18 protein-coding genes and 1 riboswitch are annotated in these 17460 nt (G+C 42.3%); of the genes, 3 read left to right on the top strand and 15 right to left on the bottom strand.

Annotated elements, in window-relative coordinates; translation table 11 throughout:
* Positions 1–13: 13 nt before the first annotated feature.
* The 8 genes from ACFO3D_RS01595 to ACFO3D_RS01560 all read right to left on the bottom strand — a co-directional run bounded on the left by ACFO3D_RS01595 (position 14) and on the right by ACFO3D_RS01560 (position 8332).
* Complete coding sequence (locus tag ACFO3D_RS01595) at positions 14–1393, bottom strand: Glu/Leu/Phe/Val family dehydrogenase (protein WP_390292837.1); 1380 nt, start codon at positions 1391–1393, stop codon at positions 14–16.
* Positions 1394–1501: 108 nt separating this feature from the next.
* Complete coding sequence (locus ACFO3D_RS01590; protein ID WP_390292836.1) at positions 1502–2923, bottom strand: hypothetical protein; 1422 nt, start codon at positions 2921–2923, stop codon at positions 1502–1504.
* 97 nt (positions 2924–3020) lie between these two features.
* Complete coding sequence (locus ACFO3D_RS01585; RefSeq protein ID WP_390292835.1) at positions 3021–3158, bottom strand: hypothetical protein; 138 nt, start codon at positions 3156–3158, stop codon at positions 3021–3023.
* Between the two features lie 530 nt (positions 3159–3688).
* Positions 3689–4264, bottom strand: a complete 576-nt coding sequence (gene thiT / locus ACFO3D_RS01580) for an energy-coupled thiamine transporter ThiT (RefSeq protein ID WP_390292834.1) — start codon at positions 4262–4264, stop codon at positions 3689–3691.
* A 123-nt stretch (positions 4265–4387) separates the two neighbouring features.
* A riboswitch (TPP riboswitch) is annotated at positions 4388–4493 on the bottom strand.
* Between the two features lie 73 nt (positions 4494–4566).
* Positions 4567–6354, bottom strand: coding sequence for a M3 family oligoendopeptidase (locus ACFO3D_RS01575; RefSeq protein ID WP_390292833.1), 1788 nt, complete (start codon positions 6352–6354; stop codon positions 4567–4569).
* A gap of 143 nt (positions 6355–6497) precedes the next feature.
* The gene (locus tag ACFO3D_RS01570) at positions 6498–7319 is read right to left on the bottom strand and encodes an N-acetylmuramoyl-L-alanine amidase family protein (RefSeq protein ID WP_390292832.1); all 822 of its coding nucleotides are present in this window, start codon (positions 7317–7319) and stop codon (positions 6498–6500) included.
* Complete coding sequence (locus ACFO3D_RS01565) at positions 7297–7569, bottom strand: phage holin (protein WP_390292831.1); 273 nt, start codon at positions 7567–7569, stop codon at positions 7297–7299. The genes ACFO3D_RS01570 and ACFO3D_RS01565 overlap by 23 nt, the downstream gene beginning before the upstream one ends.
* 298 nt (positions 7570–7867) lie before the next feature.
* Positions 7868–8332 carry a DUF6884 domain-containing protein gene (locus tag ACFO3D_RS01560; protein ID WP_390292830.1) on the bottom strand — a complete coding sequence of 155 codons (465 nt, stop codon included), beginning with the start codon at positions 8330–8332 and terminating at the stop codon, positions 7868–7870.
* 192 nt (positions 8333–8524) lie between these two features.
* Between ACFO3D_RS01560 and ACFO3D_RS01555 the strand changes: the two genes are divergently transcribed.
* Together ACFO3D_RS01555 and ACFO3D_RS01550 are read left to right on the top strand one after the other, a co-directional pair.
* Positions 8525–9061, top strand: coding sequence for a YceI family protein (locus ACFO3D_RS01555; protein WP_390292829.1), 537 nt, complete (start codon positions 8525–8527; stop codon positions 9059–9061).
* Between the two features lie 252 nt (positions 9062–9313).
* The gene (locus ACFO3D_RS01550; RefSeq protein ID WP_390292828.1) at positions 9314–11263 is read left to right on the top strand and encodes an aconitate hydratase; all 1950 of its coding nucleotides are present in this window, start codon (positions 9314–9316) and stop codon (positions 11261–11263) included.
* Between the two features lie 102 nt (positions 11264–11365).
* Here the strand turns inward: ACFO3D_RS01550 and ACFO3D_RS01545 are convergent, their stop codons facing one another.
* From ACFO3D_RS01545 to ACFO3D_RS01520, 6 genes are all read right to left on the bottom strand, one after another.
* Positions 11366–13390, bottom strand: a complete 2025-nt coding sequence (locus tag ACFO3D_RS01545) for an iron ABC transporter permease (RefSeq protein ID WP_390292827.1) — start codon at positions 13388–13390, stop codon at positions 11366–11368.
* Between the two features lie 7 nt (positions 13391–13397).
* Complete coding sequence (locus ACFO3D_RS01540) at positions 13398–14405, bottom strand: ABC transporter substrate-binding protein (protein ID WP_390292826.1); 1008 nt, start codon at positions 14403–14405, stop codon at positions 13398–13400.
* Positions 14406–14424: 19 nt separating this feature from the next.
* Positions 14425–14985 carry a nitroreductase family protein gene (locus tag ACFO3D_RS01535; RefSeq protein WP_390292825.1) on the bottom strand — a complete coding sequence of 187 codons (561 nt, stop codon included), beginning with the start codon at positions 14983–14985 and terminating at the stop codon, positions 14425–14427.
* Positions 14986–15098: 113 nt separating this feature from the next.
* A complete protein-coding gene (locus ACFO3D_RS01530) occupies positions 15099–15707 on the bottom strand; it encodes a tetratricopeptide repeat protein (protein ID WP_390292824.1) in 609 nt (202 codons plus the stop codon).
* On the bottom strand, positions 15704–16030 hold the full coding sequence (locus ACFO3D_RS01525; RefSeq protein WP_390292823.1) for a hypothetical protein: 327 nt from the start codon (positions 16028–16030) through the stop codon (positions 15704–15706). The genes ACFO3D_RS01530 and ACFO3D_RS01525 overlap by 4 nt, the downstream gene beginning before the upstream one ends.
* Positions 16027–16206 carry a hypothetical protein gene (locus ACFO3D_RS01520; RefSeq protein ID WP_390292822.1) on the bottom strand — a complete coding sequence of 60 codons (180 nt, stop codon included), beginning with the start codon at positions 16204–16206 and terminating at the stop codon, positions 16027–16029. Before ACFO3D_RS01520 ends, ACFO3D_RS01525 begins: the two co-directional genes overlap by 4 nt.
* A 69-nt stretch (positions 16207–16275) precedes the next feature.
* On the opposite strand from ACFO3D_RS01520, the gene ACFO3D_RS01515 reads away from it, so the two are divergent.
* Positions 16276–16626, top strand: a complete 351-nt coding sequence (locus tag ACFO3D_RS01515; protein WP_390292821.1) for a thiol-disulfide oxidoreductase DCC family protein — start codon at positions 16276–16278, stop codon at positions 16624–16626.
* Here the strand turns inward: ACFO3D_RS01515 and ACFO3D_RS01510 are convergent.
* Positions 16621–17445 carry a VanW family protein gene (locus ACFO3D_RS01510; RefSeq protein ID WP_390292820.1) on the bottom strand — a complete coding sequence of 275 codons (825 nt, stop codon included), beginning with the start codon at positions 17443–17445 and terminating at the stop codon, positions 16621–16623. The two genes, ACFO3D_RS01515 and ACFO3D_RS01510, sit on opposite strands and share 6 nt — an antisense overlap.
* Between the last annotated feature and the right edge of the window lie 15 nt (positions 17446–17460).

Genomic DNA, 17460 nt, shown 5'->3' with positions numbered 1-17460 from the left:
TTCTTTTACTATATTAGTAGAGTTTACCTTGTCTGTATAAGATGTCTGATATTTTCATTACTGCATGGATATAACAGTTCTGCCGTAATGGGAACGGATCCCCGAAAAATTGAGGCAGGATTGTATCAAAGGTGTACTTCATTTTGTCAAATAACCGCTTATAGATTTCCTCCTCGCTGTGGAACTGCGTCTCCCTTCCCTGCAGCCACTCAAAGTAGGAGACAATTACACCACCTGCGTTAGCAAGGATATCCGGAATGATAATGACACCTTTTTCACTAAGATACTTATCTGCATCACCAGTTACTGGCGCATTGGCACCCTCTACAATAATTTGTGCCTTGATTTCTTTCATGTTGTCTTTATGAAGCTGATCTTCAAGAGCCGCAAGGATAAGAACATCCACATCAAGTGTCAAGACATCGTCACGGTTTTTTATTTCTGCCTGTACTTCTGCTTGCTTTAATTGTTTTTCATCAGTTGGGAGATCACCATTATTTTTGGAAGTGTATTTAATCAGATTTGGAATATCCAGTCCGTCAGAATTATAAAGTGCTACATTCCGGTCACTGACTGCTACAACTTTATTATTCAAGTAATTACACTGATAAGCCTCCTGTGCAGCAACGGAACCTACATTACCAAATCCCTGGATTGCCATAGTAATCGTTTTGTCTTTATGGGCAAGTGCCGTCTTGGCAAAAATATTATCCAGATTAGAAAGCCACTTCCCTTGATCGTTCAGGAAGTTATGAAGCATATAACGGAATGTGAAATATACACCTTTACCTGTTGCTTCCCTACGGCCAAGTGACCCGCCATTCTCTACACTTTTACCAGTAAAGCTGCCACGGTATGGAACTCCTGGTCTGATACTCTTGTATTCTCCCATCATCCAGTCCATTTCGCGGGCGCTGGTTCCTACATCCGGCGCCGGGATATCTTTATCAGGGCCTAGGATTTCACTGAAATACTGCACATATTTTTTACACATCATGTAAAGCTCTTTAGAACTGTATTCCCGTGGATTAATCACAACCCCACCTTTTCCGCCGCCAAACGGCACTTCATGCAGCGCATTTTTCAGGGTCATGAGTGCTGCAAGATTCATAACTTCTTCTTCATTTACTGATTCGTGAAAACGGATACCACCTTTATACGGGCCAAGCACATTATTATGCTGTACCCGGAAGGCTGGTACACGGATTACTTTTCCATTATCGAGCGGGATCCGTAGAAAAGATTTATTTACATGATTTGGGGTCGAAAGAATGGATGCCAGTGAAGTGAACGCCTTTTTACGTTCATCTCCTGTACAATCAGGCATAAATGTTTCATCCTCCATTAACGCATCCAGAGAATCCTGAACTATTTGACCGGTACTCTTTGCCATAAACTAAAACCTCCATCTTCTGATATGTTTTCTGCTGAATTTATAAAAACTCTCTGCTAGTACCTATAACCGTTTTGGATAGAGGATTAACATTATTTCCGGGAAGCATTACAAGAAAATCACCGCAAACACGGTCGATATAATAAGCCCAATTATCACAGGTATAAAGTTTTTCCGAACCAATTCCATGACGGATACACCGCAGAATCCGGCAATCGCTATTACGGACGACCAGGCTACAATCGTTCCACCGCCGGTCCAGATAGAACCCATCTGTCCGATTGCTGCAAGTGTTCCCGCATCTATTGAGCCATTCTGTAAGGAAGCAGCAAGTGCACCAGTAAGTGGCAGTCCGGAGAACCCTGAGCCATCAAGCCCCGTGATAATCCCGATGATCAGCACACTGAACCCTGCAAGAAAGGCACTTTGCGGAAGAAACTCCTGAGTAGACTGTACAAGGTCAAACAATAATGCTGGTGAGTTTTCCCCAACGCCTAGGATACTCCCCGAAAAGTCAGAACTTCCAAGAAAAAAGAATCCAGCAATCGGGATAACCGGTCCCATGGCTTTAAACGCGAATACAAACCCATCGGTAATATGGTTGCTGATATAATCGAGCGCTTTTTCCCGTCCGAAGGCAACCGAAGATAATAACAGAAGAATTACTGCTACTCCACCAATAAATGCAGCTCCGTCACCACCTTCAAAACCGCTCATTCGCCCTGATAAAAGCTTGGTGTACATCATATATACCACGACAGCCAACAGTGAAATTGGTACTAATATGGCAAATACTTTGCTCCACAGCGGTAGATTAGTGCCAACCGATTTATTTTTTGACTGATCTGCCGCCTGCATAGCCTGTAGTTCAATTTCATTAAGTTCACTGTCCTTTGACCGGATGGACTTGCGGTAAAATAAATATGCTAGACCAATAGCAGTTACACCGGTTATAACTGAAAGAATCAGTGCCTTATCCGTAACCATGCCAACGTCAATTCCGGCTGATTTTGCCGATAGACTAGGTGCCACCTGAACAATATAATCAGATGACAGTGCCATACCCTGACCAGCCAACGCCACCGCTACTGCAGCTGTAAGCGCCGGCAGTCCAGACCTGATTGCTGCGGGGACCAAAAGAGCACATATTAATGGAACCGCGGGGGTAGGCCAGAAAAACAGTGAGATTACATACGTAACTGCCACCAGCACAAAGAACGAAACATGACCGTTGACCATAATTTTCTGGATTGGCTGAATCATTCTGCGGTCGGCTCCCAAGTCACGTAAGGAATGAAGTAATGCCATCATAAATGTGATAATCAAAAAGATACTGAATAATTCTTTTGCAGCTACGAGGTTAGCATTGAATATTGCAGTAAAACCGTCAATCAAGCTTCCCTTGAATACCCAAGCTATTACAAAAGTCCCGAGCAAGGATGGAAGCACAACCCCTTTTCTGAAAATCATAGTTAATATAATAATCAGTGTAAATAAACCATACAACCAGTGCGATACAGTAAGCTCCACTGTTTAACACTTCCTTTCCAGCGTGTGCTATAGCCTATGCACAGGGAAAAGAAGCGGTGCTATACTCCTATATCGCTTAAAATAATTTTTATCTTAGTTAGTTACTACCTGTATCCCGATTATCACTACATTCATTGCACAGCAGTTTACCATCTATTTGATCCCCGTCAAAAAAACCGTCTTTACAATAGATAGGCTTACCGCATGAACCGCATTCCCCGATAAGCTCCCTCACTTATAACCCTCCCCTTCTAAACATTCGAAATATTATAGTACTATTTTATCATATAAGTTGTCACTTAATCTTTGTGGCTTACCTAGCAATTGATATAAACTGCGACATAACAGCCGTACCTACCGCTACGTCAGAATCCTTCGCTTTCCGGGGGCACGGCCTCAGCCTCCTCGCGGAAAGAACGTCGCTGCGGGGTCTTCGGACTCGTGCTGTTCCCCCAGGAGTCTACGCATTCTGCCTGCGCTAATAGGCGTTTGGCGTTGATATAAGTATAAATCAATTTCAATCCAGCGACGGAAATACATGGAGACTCCAGCGGGAAAAGCAACAGCTGAAAATCCCGCAGGAAGTGGTCTTCTTCCGAGGAAGTTGAAGCGTTGCCCGCGGAAAGCGTAGTGTATTTCCGGAGCGAAGTCTCGCTGTTATGTCACAGTTTATATTAACTGCTCAATAAGGCTTCAATAAAACAGAAAAAAAAACAGCCCTCGTTATAAGCAGGGCTGTTCTCTGTGAGCGGAGTCCATATTCAATTATGCAGCCTGTAGTAACGTTCTTGGCTGTTTGTAAAATAACAGAAATACGAGTATTGCACTTAAAATAAATGAAGGCAACATATATGATCCGCTGTACAACAGTGAGTACAACCAAACCGGCTGTCCTTCAGGTGCATAGTGTCCGAAAAAGGCAATACCCGCAATAAAGTGCGCCAAAAATCTTAGCCCGGAACCAATGAATACACCCATTGTAATATAACTGAAACTTTGCAGCGGTTTACTATTCTTTATTGCTTTTTGAACTGGCTTAGCAAACACTCCAGCCGTACCTATAACAGTAAATGCTACGATATAGTCGAGGAATCCCTGGACAGGAGTTAAAATGATCGGTCCGGACATCACAACCTGCAACATTCCGAACAGAAAACCAGCTGTAAGTCCCCCTTTTAATCCCCAACGGAACGCAACAATAAATATGGGAATCATTGCAAAGGATACTGAACCACCTTGTGGCCAAATTGCAAACTTCAGAAATGGTATAATATCGAGCAATAGTGCCATAGCAGCAAAAATAGCCACCTCAATCAAAAATAACGTACGTTTGGAACGCATATAAACCTCTCCCCCTTTGCCGGCAGACCACCCTGCCGTGCGGAATTTTTTTGATCACAAAAAAAGCAATGCCAAGGGGAAGCTTCCTGATGGGGAAATCCGCTCACATTGCCTAAAAAAATCCATCAAAAAAGCCACCATCCCTACGTTAGTACTAACTAACAGGTTCAAAGGGTAAGAACAAATAACTATGTTCACTCTCAGCCAAATGGCTCCCCCTGTAGGCTTCTACTATTCTGCTTTTTTCGCTATACTAATTATAACGTACCATTCTGAATATAACAACAGTACTGAAGTTTATTTTACAGTGCCATAAATTCCTCTACATCCCGAACACAAAGCTGAATTGCATTCTCCCAGAATTCCGGTTGAGTCAAATCAACATTCAAATGTTTTTTCGCCAGACTCTCCACCGTCATACGGCCGGTGTCGCGGAGAAGTGCAATATAGTCATCCTCAAATCCTCCGCCCAATTCTTGTGCATGTGCATAGATACCAAGGCTGAATAAATATCCGAATGTATATGGAAAGTTATAAAACGGAACCCCGGTAATATGGAAATGCAATTTGGATGCCCAGAAATGCGGGTCATATTCATCAAGCGAATCACAGTAGGCTTCTTTCTGTGCTTCGACCATCAGTTCATTCATCCGGTCAACCGATACCATTCCCTGTTTCCGTTCCTCATAAAAGCGCTGTTCAAATATAAATCTTGCATGGATATTCATAAAAAATGCAACACTACGCTGGATCTTATCCTCAAGCAATGCCAGTTTTTCTTCTTTATTCTTTGCGTTTCTTACAGACGCATCCGCAACAATCATCTCAGCAAAGGTCGATGCTGTTTCTGCCACGTTCATCGCGTACCCCTGATTAAGTCCATTTAAATCATTCATTACATACTGGTGAAAACCATGTCCCAGTTCATGCGCGAGTGTTGCTATATTAGATGAGGTTCCTGAATAGGTCATGAAAATCCGAGTCTGTTCACTTTGAGGGAAACTTGTACAAAAACCACCTGGACGCTTTCCTGCCCGGTCTTCCGCCTCAATCCAGCGGTTTTCAAATGCAATGCGCGCAAAATCGGCCATTTTGGGACTGAATTCACCAAACTGATCAACGATAAAATTCGCCCCCTCTGTGTAACTTGAGGTTTTCACTGACTTGGATACAGGTGCCCCAATATCGTATATACTCAACTTTTCCAATCCCAGTAAATCCGCCTTTTTCTGCAAAAACTTAACAAAGTGATGCTTGTTTTTATTGATAGCTTCCCACATTGCATCAAGTGTCTCTTTTTTCATCCGGTTAATGGCCAGTGGTTCCTTTAATACATGCTGCCAGTTACGATGTTTATATTTCTGCAGTCTGAACCCTGCCAAGTGATTCAATGTCTGACCAAACAAATCAGCATTGCTGCCCCATGCTTGGTTTAATTGTTCGAACACATGCTTACGAACAGAGCGATCAGGGCTGCTCATTTTATTTGACGCTTGACCAACTGAATATGATTTCTGCTCGCCATTTTCATCGATTTCCACTTCCATATTCCCAACTATCGTGTCATACATCTGACTCCATCCATGATAGCCATCAACCGCCAGATCATTGATCAGCATCTCCTGTTCGGACGGCAAAAGTTCTTTTGCTTTTTCTCTATATTCATTAAGAACAAATTCCAATTCCTTTAAAGCAGGGTTTCGGAGAAGTTCTTTCCATGTCGAATCGTTAATTATGCTAATCTTTTGATCCAGTAGTGTTTTAACAGCATTCATTTCTGCTGATATTTCACTTCTTTTCCCAACAAGTAAGCTTGCTTCCTTATCTTTTACATCCTGGGCGCTAAGACAGCTGATAAATGCAGAAGCCTCCCGCATCTTTTTCCTTACATCCTCAAACTGTTCCACAATCGATACCAGCTTATCAGCATCAACTTTTCCTGTATCTGGCTGGAAACTTTCAATTAACTTTTTTAGACTCCTGGTTTCTTCCTGAACATTTACTAAATATGTACGAAATTCTTTTGAACCGCTTCCCCCTGGAAAAATAACTTCTAAATCCCATGTTGGATTATACGTGGACTTACTCATCCAATCTCCCCCTTAAACTTTTGGTTGGTATTTACTGAACTATTTATTTAGTATACCGAAATAGATTAATAATTTCAGCCGAAGTATATCAATTTTCTTAATCTTTTTGGAACTCGTCCAGGATTGACCCGGACGAGAAATAGTTATCTTCCTGTTATGGATGCACCTGTGTCCGGATGGCCGTATATTTGAACCCTGCCAAAATCTCTTGTTTCTATCAAATAGACATGGGGCTGTGTAGTGCCTTGAATCGCATATGCCAATCCACTGAACTTAGAAGGTGTTAAGAATCCTTTCTCGTTACCTTTCACCGGTACTGCACCAGGTGAATAAATCCGCCATGATTCTGCACTGGCCGGCAGGTTGATGTATCTCTGTTTTTGTCCAATCGCTCTATATGTTTGCGGGGGCTCGTACGGATGTTGGATAAACAAGCAGAAAGCCCGGACAACAGCCTCGGCGTATAACTGCCAATTTCCCCTTAGTTGGGCTATATCGTCCTGAACAGAGTCGGCAAACCCATATTCAACAATAATTGTGTTCACCCTACCGGTATTACGGTTCATAAAATAATAATCACGCCGGGCGTTTTTAGGAAGTGGTTTGGAAAAAACCCGGCGCACGTTTTGTCCAGAAGACTTTAATTCTTTTGCAACCTTTTCCGCCATTCGCCTGCTACTATAAATGGAGTGGATTACTTCAGCACCGTCTCCTCCCCCGGCATTAATATGATTGGAATGGCAATATTCTGCTCCGCTCTCTCGGACGACTTTTGCCCGTTCATATGGGGCTAGTGTAATGTCAGTGTTTCGGGTAAGGGCCACAGGGATTCCCAGCTCAAGATACCTGTTAAACTGATAAAGTGAGATAGAAAGATTCAAATCTTTCTCGGTCCAATAACGATTGGATCCACCACCCGGGTCTGTCCCTCCATGCCCAGGGTCAATTATCAGTTTTGGTTTCATTTACTGATTCCCCTTCTTTCTGCGACAATTTTACCTCTAGTAATGTTTCTCGCTGTCTTCTACCGCTTCGTGTAATATAGTTATTTTTATACCAGGCAACAATAGATGTGGTAAAGGTAAACAGATAGGATATAGATTCTTCTAGCATTTCACTGCTAATTGGCAGAGGTGACTTGCCAAACATGACAAGAAACTGGTTAACTAATGCAAGGAGCAATGCTCCTGTTCGTATAATGGTACCTTTGTCCACTTTTTCTCCCTCCTTTATTTGTTAATACTGTATTGTGTTCATTTGCTGGCAAATACGGCACGGCGGATTACAGAAGATGCAATTTAACTGTTCTACTCCAATAATCGCACCTCACAATAAAAAGGAGGCAAAAGAAAGAAATAAACTGATACTCATTCAAGTTGATCATCATCCCTTAAGCGTTGAGAGGTCGAAGGAAGCAGAATTTCCCTCCAAATGCCGCTCACCACTTAAACAGCAAATTTCTGTAATATACAAAAAAACTGTACAGCCTATTAAGCTATACAGCGGAATTAATCTACTTCTTCTCATGTATTGGTTCGCCTGATTTGATTGACTGGTTCAATGCCTGCAAAATATACCCTATCCCCTTATATCTTGTCAGCGGATATGTTCGAGGTAAATCGTCAATAAAGGTACCATTGATAACAGGCTTGTACTTTTTCCCGGTTAGAACTACAAGGTTATCGTACTGGTCCAGCCCCTTCTCTTTAATTTGTTCTCTGAGTTTGGCAAAAGAGATAATTTCATTACTTTTTTGTCCAAATGTCACATCATACTGCCCCTCAACCAAGTCGTCTTCCGATAAGAATCCATGTTTTGCGGACAGAATGACCCAGTCATCAGTATACTTCTCTGCGTATTTTCGGCATAAAGTATGCAGCGTTCCGGTGTACGCATTGCCTGCCGGAACAGGACCCAGATCCGGATATTTATCCCATATTTTTTTTCTTCCACATGGTATGATACTTAACTCTCTCATTTACATTACCTCTTATAGCAGTTTTCTCTAGTATACCATCAATGAGAGTTGATTGAGAGTTGATAGAGAGTTAACCTTTAGACTTTGAATAAAATTATCCTGAATTCAAACTTTCTCATTGACATTCGGTATTTATCAATATATACTAAGTTACATAAAGTAAGTAATGATATAATTTTTGGAGGGATTTACATGGCAAAGACAGTTTGGAATGTAGACGCAGTTCACAGTGAAGTTGGTTTTACAGTAAAACATATGATGATTTCAAAAGCGAAAGGAACTTTTGACAAATTCGATGCAGTAATCGAAGCAGATGTGGAAGATCTGACAGATTCAAAAGTTGAAGTTACAATTGATGCAGCAAGTATTAATACGCGTAATAAAGACCGCGATGACCATTTGCGTTCAGCAGATTTCTTTGATGTTGAAAATCACCCTAATATCACATTTGTGGCAACTGATATTAGTAAAGAATCTGCCAGCCAGTATAAAGTAACTGGTGACTTAACAGTCAAAGGCACAACTAAGCCTGTAACAGTGGATGTTGAGTATGTTGGTCAAAGCAAAGACCCTATGAGCGGTAACATAGTAGCCGGGTTCAACGGTGAAACTAAAATCAACCGCAAAGAATTTGGACTTACCTGGAATGCTGCAGTCGAAACCGGTGGCGTACTGGTTGGCGACGAAGTAAAAATACACTTTGAAATCGAAGCACACAAAGCTGAGTAATTAAATAAGATACCTGTTCTTAGAAAAACTCGATATTCGTATCGTTTATAACGAGTATCGAAGTTTTTCTTATACTATCTTCCGTAGAAACTTATGAATTCTGATAGTATAAATGAAAACTGTCGTCCCCAAGGGCGACAGTTTTTTTGTGCAGATGTCTCTTTAGTCTTTCATCTCTGGTTCTTGTTTCACACCTTCTTTATTGAGGTAAACACTACTAGATACCAAAAATTCGATAAAGGAGGAAATTTTGTGGAATTAAATGTTGCTCAGAAGCTAATAAAAGACCATCTCGTCTCCGGTGAGATGAAGCCTGGGGCTGAAATCGGCCTAAAAGTTGACCAGACCCTTACCCAGGATGCAACTGGTACAATGGTAATGCTCGAACTGGAAGCGATGGGACTGGATTATCCAAAGACGGAAGCATCTGCACAATATGTGGACCATAATCTCATTCAAGTGGATAGCAAAAATCCTGATGATCATTTATTTCTCGAAAGTGCTGCCCATAAATTCGGATTATACTACAGCAGGCCTGGTAACGGTGTAAGCCATCCAGTTCATATGCAACGGCTTGCGGCACCAGGGAAAACATTGCTAGGTTCCGATAGCCATACCTGTGCTAATGGATGCATGGGAATGCTGGCAATGGGTGCTGGTGGAATTGACGTGGCTATGGCCATTACGGGAGAGCCTGTTTACATTACGATGCCTGAAGTTATGGGGGTCAAGTTGACAGGAAACCTGCCGGACTGGGTGAGCGCTAAAGATGTGATCCTCGAAATGCTTCGCCGTTATGATGTAAAAGGCGGAGTTGGTAAAATTATAGAATACTACGGCCCTGGATTAGATAACCTGTCTGCAATGGATCGCCACGTGATTGCCAATATGGGAGCAGAGCTGGGTGCTACGGCAACCGTCTTTCCATCTGATGAAGAGGTAAAATCATTTCTCTCCCAGCAGAACCGTGAAGAGGATTGGGTTGAACTAAAAGCTGACGATGGGGCTACGTATGATATTAATGATGAGATTAATTTATCCGAACTTGAACCGCTTATCGCAAAACCTTCCAGTCCAGGCAATGTTGTTCCGGTGAGCGAAATTGCAGGAACTCCAATTTATCAGTCCTACATCGGTTCATCGGCAAATCCTGGTTACCGGGATTTCGCAATTGCTGCTGAAATTGTTAAAGGTCGCCGGATTGCACATGGTATGTCATTTGATATAAATCCTACATCCAGACAAATGCTAACAAACCTGGTTAAAGATATGCATATTGCAAGTCTGCTTCAGGCGGGTGCACGATTACATCAGGCAGGATGTAACGGATGTATCGGAATGGGACAAGCGCCCGCATCAGGTCGCAATAGTTTGCGTACCACACCACGAAACTTCCCGGGGAGGTCTGGAACCCGTGAAGACAGTGTTTACTTATGCAGTCCCGAAACAGCCGCTGCTTCCGCATTAAAAGGTGAAATAACCGATCCGAGAACACTCGAATTCCCATATCCAAAAGTAACTGGGCCGAGTGAACAGAATGTGGAGGATGACCTGCTGGAAAACCCTCTGCCACAAGAGGAAGCGCGCAATGTAGATCTTGTGAAGGGGCCAAACATCGTTTCTATTCCAGAGATGGATAAACTACCGGATACGCTTGAAATTCCAGTACTGTTAAAAGTCGGCGACAACATTTCCACCGATGAAATACTTGCGGGTGGGGCACGTGTCCTTCCATACCGAAGCAACCTTCCAGAAATAAGCAAGTTTACGTTTGAGGCAATTGACTCCACTTATGTAGATCGCGCCATCGACACGAAGAAACTTAGCGGCCATGCGATTGTAGGCGGCTATAACTATGGTCAAGGATCAAGTCGTGAGCATGCTGCACTTGCACCACGTTATCTGGGACTGCGTGTTGCTCTGGCAAAGGATTTCGCCCGCATTCACTGGCAAAACCTTGTTAACTTTGGAGTGATTCCGCTAACCTTCACCAACGAAAAGGATTACGAAGAGCTAGAAGATGGTGAAGTTCTGAAATTCACCGACCTGAGGGCTCAATTAAAAGAAGGAAACGAACTGACAATCGAACTTGCAGGATCTGGTGGCACGATTAATGCTGCCCATTCCCTGTCAAAACGCCAAAAAGAAATTATTCTTGAAGGCGGCCTAATTAACTGGATTAAAGATAAACAGCATAGCTAACTGATGGCCAACTTATCCACAAATAACCAATGTTTATGAAGCAAAACTTAATACTCGCTATTAAAAAAGTGTGAATCACAACCAGGATTCACACTTTTACTTTTACGCCCCTTTCTTCATAAGCCAAAGAAAGTATGGCGCTCCTATAATAGCAACCAATATTCCTGATGGAATCTCATTAGGTGCAAGAAGAGTACGACTGAATAAATCGGCTATCACCAATAGCGCCCCACCAATCATTATTGTAACTGGCAGCAGACGTTGATTGGAAGGACCCACGAGGAGCCGTGCCGCATGAGGTGCAATCAGTCCTACAAAGCCAATCGCTCCTACTGCTGCAACACTAAAAGCAGCAAGTAAAGTTGCTATCAGAGCAAGTTGGAAACGGGCAGACATTACATTTAACCCGAGTCCCTTCGCTGTGTCATCACCCAGAGATAATGTATCCAAAACACGGATTCGCAAGAGTAATAACGGGAACAAAATCACAACCGGCCAGATGAGGAAATTAAGAAGCTCCGACCAGCCCTTGGCATATGTAGTTCCCGAAAGCCATGTCAATGCAGAAGCGACACCCATGTCCGCCTGTACGACTAATATCTGAATGATTGCTGAGCCAAAAGCAGAGATACCTATACCAAGCAACGCAAGAATCGTCGGCTGAAACTGCGCACGAATTGCAAGCGCCATTACAGCTATGAAGAAAACAAACGAACCAATCATCGCACCAATCGGTATCCATATTGTAGAGACACCGAACACATACATTGTGAGAAGCGCCCCCACACCTGCACCGGAAGTTATTCCAATAACCGATGGGTCCGCAAGCGGGTTCCTCAGCACTCCTTGAAAAATCAATCCACTGACCGCAAGCACCATGCCACTGAATAATGCAACTAGGACACGGGGAAGTCGAAGATCCATAATCAGTCCAAGCATAAAATCATTCGATTCGCCGAAAAGTGTATTCCAGAGCAGCAGGGGTTCGAAGCCATAGTTTCCTGATGCAAGGCTTACAAATATTGTTACTGCAATTAACCCTGCAAGTGCCGGTATTGCAACTTTGGCAGACATATTAAGATTTGATTTACCAGCCATAACCGCAGCGTTTTCTGAGCCATAGCCCGATCGTTTCATACGTAAAACAAGGTAGATAAGCCAAGGAGCACCAATTAATGCTGTAATTGCACCCACAGGCAACTCTGCAAACGATGGATCAATAATCCGGGCCAATATATCTGCGAGCAGAAGCACATTTCCACCCCATATAAATGAAGCTATTACTAAGGGCAAATGTTTCCTGTAACCAATAAGTTTAATAATGTGCGGAGCAACAAGTCCTACGAATCCTATCGGGCCAACCACACTTACCGTCGTCGAAGTAAGAAGTACAGCAGCTGTAGTGGTAACAAATTTAACATTGCTTACCTTTTGTCCAAGTGCAGTGGCAACATCATCTCCTAGTGTTAAGGTATCAAGTCTTAAACTGAAGAAAAAAATAACCAAGCATCCCACAAGAACAAATGGCCAGGTAAACTGCACTCCGCTCCAATCATTTTGAATCAAGGTTCCGGAGCCCCATAGAAATAATCCAGCCGTTTCATTCTCATAAAAAATCTGCAGAACGCTTGTCAGCGAGGAAAATAAAAAGGTCATAATCATTCCAGCGAGCACCATTCGTACAGGTGTCGCATTGTTTCCTCCTGATAAAATAAAAACAAATAAAAAGGTAAAAAGCCCTCCTAAAAAAGCGATGAAAATACCGTTTCCCACAAGTGCAACCGGGAAAAATACTGTACAGAAAACAACTGCAAAATACGTACCGGAATGAATGCCAAGCGTACTTGCTGAGGAAAGCGGGTTTTTCGTTACTGTCTGCAAAACCACTCCAGCAACAGCAAGCGCGCCCCCTGCGATAATCCCCATAACCGCGCGGGGCATTCGTAGGGATCTGACCGTGTGATGCTGAAGATTGTCTTCCGGTGATAAAATAGCATCAATAATTGTCCCCATTGGAATGGATACACTACCCTGGTTAATATGTATAAACGTTAAGATGCATAAAAGCGCGGTTCCACCTCCAAAGGTGAGAACCGCAACTATTATATTCCGCATAGATTGACTCATCAGCAGATTACTCTTTTACCATTGCATCGACCAGCTGCTTTGCCAGAACTTCCGCTGATAACAAACCACCAAATGTCCAAGTATCCCCTGGAAGTTTGTGCGTGTTACCATTTTTGACAAAGCTTAGGTTCTCCCATACTGGGTTTCCTTTTAGCTGGTTCGCAAAAATGTTATCTTCTTCCTGTACTATATAGAGAAACTGAAGCTCTTTATCCTGGAAATTCTGAAGTGCTTCCACTGTTACCTGGCTGTATCCATATGTTTCTTTCTTGTCAGTCTGATAAGCATTTTCAAATCCCAGTTTCCCCATAACTTTGGCGACTATGGAATTATCGGTAAACAGCCGGATTGTTGGTACATTTTGAGCAGTAAATGCCTGTGTAGCAAGATAGTTTGCCCCCTCAAGCCCAGCATCAGCTACCCGCTGTTTCTGTTCCTCGATGTAATTCTCAAGGTCAGTAAGTGCTTGTTCAGCCTCATTTTCTTTATCAACGATTTTCGCCATTGTCTTGAATTCTTCAATCATATTCTGGTAATGATCCTGTACAGCCTCCTCGCCGTATGGAGCAAATGTTACCACAGGTGCAATATCCTTCAATTTGTCCAAATCTTGTTCATGTCGGAATTTAGTTGCGATAATCAGATCCGGATTCAATCTTGCAATCGCCTCAAGGTTAGGTTCCTGCCGTGTACCGACATCTTTTACACTGTCAGCGAATTCCTTATCAATATTAACCCACTGATGAAAACCATCGATATCTGCAACACCGGCTGGCTGAACACCGAGCGTTAGCAAATGCTCAGCATAAGACCATTCCAGAACTACAATCCGTTCAGGTGTACCTTTTAATGTTTGTTCGCCCAGTGCATCTTGAATAGTAATGGACCGTTCTTCACCGGATTCATTTGATTCCTTGTTACCTTCACTCCCAGTGTTCTCTTGTTCTTCACCACCGCAGGCAGCAAGTAATAATATGATTGAAATAAGTAAAAACGAAACAACAGCTTTTTTCATCTTCTTTCTCTCCTTTACGCTAGTTAATCCATTCAATGGATTGTTGAACAGGGGTCCTTCCCCTGTCTCTTGGGATTTTATTCGGATAGCCGATCTGGACCACAGCCACAAGCCGATGTTTTATAGGCGACAATCCTACATCACCGATAAACACTTCATCAAGCAAGGTAGGCTTTGCTGTCCACATGGTACCAATTCCTTCTGCCCAGGCTGCAAGCTGAAAATTTTGGATAAACGCACATACCGCCGCAAAATTTTCATCGTCCAGGTAGCCACCGTCATCTTCTTTGTTCATATAAAAAAGCACATGGTGTGGAACTGACCGGAAAAACCGGTCATATGACTGACGGGCCTTTGCAAGCTTCTCTTCGGATAGCGTTTTTAAAAGTCCTAGCCGTATGTAACTGTCCACTACCTTTTTACCGAATTCCGACCGTGCCTCATCCTCATATATTTTCATATTCCATGGTTCTTTCAGATGATGATTTGGTGCATAGGCTGCATGCTGAAATAATTCCAAAAGCTTTTCTCGGTTAACTTTTTCAGGCTTGTAATCCAGAATAGTTCGACGGCTGCGCATTATTTCATGAAGATTAATGATATCACCTGCCCGGCATAGTTAATTGATAAAGATTCTCATTATCATTCGCAATTACTATGCTACTGGCTAACCAGCTTAAAGTCAAGAGAAAGTTAGGCATTTGCCATTTTGACAAATCTTTCCTCAAAATACCGCTTCTTATTATCATTGTTAGTATGGTCAAAAAACGCTATGACATCACCCAGTGCATTCTCTAGAAGCTGACGATCTTTCATCTTTTCCAGACTATCTATGGCATTTTCGTAATTTTGACCGGCTTTTTGAAGATTTTTATTCTCATTCTCCATGTGTTCCAGACAATACGCATACTGCATATAAATCATACCCAGCTGACGATGTGAGGTATATGGCAGTTTTTTATGCGTTTTTATCGCCTGCTCATAAAATGGAACGGCCTCATCAAGCTTAGACTGATCAAAATAATAGAATGCCATCTCGGTCAGTGCCTCAGCGTGTGCAGTCGTATTTTCCAGTGTGGACCCATCCAGAAGTTCAAGGGACTCCTGCAGATACGGGAAAGCCTCTTCATTTTGGTTTTTACTTCCATATGTCTTAGCAATACTTACCAAACTCTTTATTTTAAGCTCCGGATTGTCATTTCCGGCCATCTCGATAACTCTACTGTGATAAGCAACAGACTCATCCGTGTTATTTTTCATTGAATAAAGCATACCGATTTTGAAATTTATGTACAGAATCATATACTTGTCTCTACTGTCATCAGCTTCAAAATACGCAAGTCCTTTTTTGTAATACTTAATGGAACGTATATACTTTTCAAGTTTCTCTTCAGATTCTGCGAGGACAAGATAACCGCGGGCAAGTTTAAACCTGTCTCGTCATCCTGTTCTTCCATGTGTTTCACGGCATCACTTAGAATTCGGCGTGCCAGTTTGTAATTACACATAAACGCAAGCTCTCCCAGAAGCATGAGGTCATTGGCTGAATTATTATAGAGTTGCTCAATCACTTCTGCTGCCTTCTTAAACTCCCTTAACTCGGTGTGACAAATTGCATCAATCATCTGGAGTTTTCGTTGGAGCTTACTGCCAATATCATTTTTTCTCGTAAGTCAGAAGTCTTGGATAGAACATTAAGATAATGACCTAATTTAAACTCCTCCAGTATATTCACAAGCTCGTCTTTATTTTTTTCCGGGATATCAGCATTAATAAATTCTTCTACATTCAATATTTCCATAAAAAAACCCCTCCTGGTTAAATTCTATCCAAATCCCGTGTTAAAATAAAGAAAAGGGGTGTGACTACATTGATTATTTATTATGATGGCTATTGTAAAATGTGTACCCGAACCTCCACAATATGGGAAAAGCTGGATTGGAATAACCGACTCGAATTCCAATCATTCCGCAGCCTTAACGAATATTCTGATGAAATGGAAGAAAGTCTGCATATCAGCCACAAAGGGAAATGGCAGAAAGGGTATACGGCAATTGTAGAAATATCCAAGCGACTTCCGCTAATGTGGGCATTTGTTCCTTTCTTGTACATCTTTAAATGGCTTGGTCTTGGTGACTTTATTTATAGAAAAATTGCCAAGAACCGAAAGTTGGTGCCGGTTAATCAATGCCAGGACGGTAGTTGCCAAATCGATTCATAGCGAATCAGAAGATAGAATTTTGATAACCATCTGCCCGTTTTTTGCAAATGCCCGAATTAGGATAGGCTGATTGTATTTATTTTTAAAAACGAAGTCAGGACCATACCAGCTTACAGTTGCATCGCGTCCTGGCGGTACATATGGGACACTCCTGCTGTGGGAATAACGCTCAACTATCTTAATCCCCCTTAATTCCACAGCATTAAACAACGTCGAGGAGACCTGACAAATACCGCCCCCATAGTCCTCTGATAGTTCCCCCCTTACAATCACAGGAGCTCGTTTATATCCCCTCTCCTTTGTCCGTTTGCCGACAACCTTGTTGAATGAAAAAGTTTCTCCAGGAAATACAACATGATTGTCGATTGCCTCTGCAGCAAGTGATATATTGTGGGTCCGCTCTTTATTACCTGATTTAAAATATGTAACATAGCTGCCAAGCTCTTTCTCCCGTATCTCAGAAATTAGTTCACTATCCACCCGGGGATAAATTTTCCGTTTAGGAACCTCTACCGCCCGATCTTCTCCATTGTAAAAATAATCGTAAAACTGCTTCTTGAATTTAAGTCTATCCAAAGTCAGACCCGGTTTTTCCTTGATAATTCGTCCATTGTCAGCAAGCCTAGCATTAATTGGGTCCTTATAAATCTTTTCAGTAAGTACTTCCATCTGTAACTCAAGTTTTTGGTTATTGATGAAAGGACTGTCAAGGTAACTCATCATAAAGTCTTCCTGTGACAATTTCTCGATAACCTCGTCTTCATCGGTTATAATAAATGGGTTTGCAGCAAGTAAAAAAGACAAGATAACGGTAATCATATAACCACCTCCTGT

The sequence above is a fragment of the Virgibacillus kekensis genome (assembly GCF_042654125.1).
Taxonomy (GTDB): Bacteria; Bacillota; Bacilli; order Bacillales; family Amphibacillaceae; genus Lentibacillus; species Lentibacillus kekensis.
Note: the sequence above shows the minus strand (reverse complement) of the source record. Positions and strands in the feature narration are given on the sequence as shown.

Excerpts from the sequence above, each read along its gene's own strand:
- ACFO3D_RS01570 (WP_390292832.1), bottom strand. The coding sequence starts at position 7,319 with ATGAAACCAAAACTGATAATTGACCCTGGGCATGGAGGGACAGACCCG.
- ACFO3D_RS01540 (WP_390292826.1), bottom strand. The coding sequence starts at position 14,405 with ATGAAAAAAGCTGTTGTTTCGTTTTTACTTATTTCAATCATATTATTA.
- ACFO3D_RS01520 (WP_390292822.1), bottom strand. The coding sequence starts at position 16,206 with ATGGAAATATTGAATGTAGAAGAATTTATTAATGCTGATATCCCGGAA.
- ACFO3D_RS01560 (WP_390292830.1), bottom strand. The coding sequence starts at position 8,332 with ATGAGAGAGTTAAGTATCATACCATGTGGAAGAAAAAAAATATGGGAT.
- ACFO3D_RS01525 (WP_390292823.1), bottom strand. The coding sequence starts at position 16,030 with ATGATTGATGCAATTTGTCACACCGAGTTAAGGGAGTTTAAGAAGGCA.
- ACFO3D_RS01530 (WP_390292824.1), bottom strand. The coding sequence starts at position 15,707 with ATGATTCTGTACATAAATTTCAAAATCGGTATGCTTTATTCAATGAAA.
- ACFO3D_RS01510 (WP_390292820.1), bottom strand. The coding sequence starts at position 17,445 with ATGATTACCGTTATCTTGTCTTTTTTACTTGCTGCAAACCCATTTATT.
- ACFO3D_RS01535 (WP_390292825.1), bottom strand. The coding sequence starts at position 14,985 with ATGCGCAGCCGTCGAACTATTCTGGATTACAAGCCTGAAAAAGTTAAC.
- ACFO3D_RS01555 (WP_390292829.1), top strand. The coding sequence starts at position 8,525 with ATGGCAAAGACAGTTTGGAATGTAGACGCAGTTCACAGTGAAGTTGGT.
- ACFO3D_RS01575 (WP_390292833.1), bottom strand. The coding sequence starts at position 6,354 with ATGAGTAAGTCCACGTATAATCCAACATGGGATTTAGAAGTTATTTTT.
- ACFO3D_RS01545 (WP_390292827.1), bottom strand. The coding sequence starts at position 13,390 with ATGAGTCAATCTATGCGGAATATAATAGTTGCGGTTCTCACCTTTGGA.
- ACFO3D_RS01595 (WP_390292837.1), bottom strand. The coding sequence starts at position 1,393 with ATGGCAAAGAGTACCGGTCAAATAGTTCAGGATTCTCTGGATGCGTTA.
- thiT (WP_390292834.1), bottom strand. The coding sequence starts at position 4,264 with ATGCGTTCCAAACGTACGTTATTTTTGATTGAGGTGGCTATTTTTGCT.